Below are 1,966 nucleotides of genomic sequence, written 5' to 3'. Positions count from 1 at the left end.
CCGGTCCGCGCGCGCGGCCGGGGCGGCCGAGGGGAGCTGGGGCCGGGTCACGGCCGTGCTGGACGACAGCTGGTCGGCCTACGGCTCGGGCGTCAAGCGCCGCCGGCCGCTGGCCGCCGCGCTCGCCTGCCACTTCCTGCTGGAGGCGCTGGCCGGCGAGTACACGGCGCTGTGGACCTCCGGGCGCACCGACGCGCTGCTCGCCCGCCCGTCCGGCCCGACCCCGCTCGGCCGCCGCGTGCTGGACGCGCTCGACACCGCGCCGCAGCGGCTGCTGATCGTCTCCGACGGCTGGGACAACGCCCCGCCGGGCCTGGCCGCCGAGGTGCTGCGGGTCTGGCGCACCCGGCTGGACCCGGAGCGCCGGACCAGCGTCGTGCACCTCAACCCGGTCTACGACGCGGAGGGCTTCGACGTCCGCCGCCTCGCCCCGACGGTGCCCACCGCCGGGCTGCGCGACGCCGAGGACCTGCCGGCGCTCGTCGAGTTCGCCCGCTTCGCCGAGGGCCGCACCGACCTCGCGGAGCTGACGGCCCATCTGGCGGCCCGTACCGCACGCTTCCTCGCCCCTCCGGAGGTGTCCCCCCGATGACCGCCGCCCCGGCCTCCTTCCGCCTCGACCTCTCCGGCCTCGACACCCGCCCCGCGCAGGTGTGGGGCGGCGTCCGGCTGGTCCCGCTGGTCCGCCCTGAGCCGATCACCGACCTGCGGCTGCACCAGGAGCTCTACGAGGACGAGTACGCCGCCATCCCCGCCACCCGCCGCACCCACTACCTCTCCTACATCCCCCACGGCTTCGTCGCCGACTGGACCCGCGACGGCACCCCGGCCGCCGCCTACGGCACCCACCTGGGCGCGTCCGCCTCACCCGACCCGCTCCCGGAACGCGTCCGCGTCCGGCCGCCGCGCCGCCTCGCCAAGCGCGCGAGCCGCACCCGGCTGCGCTTCCTGCCGCTGCACCTCGCCCTGGACGGCTACCTCGCGCTGCACTTCGGCGGCCCGGCCGTCGTCTGGGAACAGTGGTCCGATCGGGCCCTGCGACGCGGCCTGTCCCCGCGCGCCGAGGAGGCCTACGCCGGCCACCAGGTGCGCGGCCTCGCCGACGCCCTGCGGGTGTTCGAACTCCACCCCGGCCAGTGCGGCCTGGTCGTGTACGTCGCCGACACGCTCGCCGCCGCCTTCGTCGTCCCGCACCCCGACGACTACCGCGCCCTGCACCACACCCTGCTGCTCGACCTCTACGGCGAGCTGATCCACCACTACGCCACGCTCTCCGCCCCCGTGCCGGACTTCCGCGCCGACCTGCGCACGGCCGGCCCGATCAACTCGGCCGCCGACCTGCGCGCCGCCGTCACCCGCCAGGAACACGCCTGGGCCGCCTTCCACGACACCACCATGGCGGGCGGCCTGCTGAACGCCGCCTACCGGGCCCACACCGTCCGCCGCCTCGACCGCTTCACCCTCACCCGCTTCCTCCCCGGCTTCCGCCCCCGCCAGGAGAACCACATCGGCGAGGCGATCACCGACGACCACGGCCGGATCGCCTACCTCAAGACCTTCCGCCTCTCCGAACCCCAAACCCGCCGCGGCCACCTCCTCGACCGCCTCGCCGCCCACGACTGGCACCTCCCCACCACCGCCACCGCCCTGGGCCTCACCGAACCCGAACTCGCCCTGCGCCTCAACACCGCCGGCTTCAGCGCCCTGCTGCGCTAGCGCCCGGAGGCCAAGGGGGCCGACGGGCGGCCGCCCGTTGCTGACGAATTGCCAGCAACCGCCGCCCGGGTACGGGGCGACCTCCGCGGGCCGGCGCCCGACCCGCTGCGCCGGCACCTGCCACGTGTGGCACCCCACGGGCTGCTGCGGCCCGGCCTGACCGTCCCGCTCGCCCGCTACGGCGAGGTGCACCTGGTGGTGCGCACGCCGCCCGGCTGGGCCGGCGGCGGGCAGCGGTTCGCGCTCACGC

General features: G+C 76.7%; 1 protein-coding gene and 2 pseudogenes. All 3 read left to right on the top strand.

Annotated elements, in window-relative coordinates; genetic code table 11:
- Positions 1 to 592: pseudogene (locus ABD308_RS23025) on the top strand (hypothetical protein); the annotation flags it as partial.
- A complete protein-coding gene (locus ABD308_RS23020; protein ID WP_344338125.1) occupies positions 589 to 1,716 on the top strand; it encodes an ARPP-2 domain-containing protein in 1,128 nt (375 codons plus the stop codon). The pseudogene ABD308_RS23025 and the gene ABD308_RS23020, both read left to right, overlap by 4 nt.
- A gap of 60 nt (positions 1,717 to 1,776) precedes the next feature.
- Positions 1,777 to 1,966 (top strand): annotated as a pseudogene (locus ABD308_RS23015) (hypothetical protein); the annotation flags it as partial.

The sequence above is a fragment of the Kitasatospora putterlickiae genome (assembly GCF_039527695.1).
Lineage (GTDB): Bacteria > Actinomycetota > Actinomycetes > Streptomycetales > Streptomycetaceae > Kitasatospora > Kitasatospora putterlickiae.
This window is presented reverse-complemented; position numbering and strand designations above follow the sequence as displayed.

What these genes read in the sequence shown, in the direction of transcription:
- ABD308_RS23020 (WP_344338125.1), top strand. Translation starts at nt 589, where the DNA reads ATGACCGCCGCCCCGGCCTCCTTCCGCCTCGACCTCTCCGGCCTCGAC.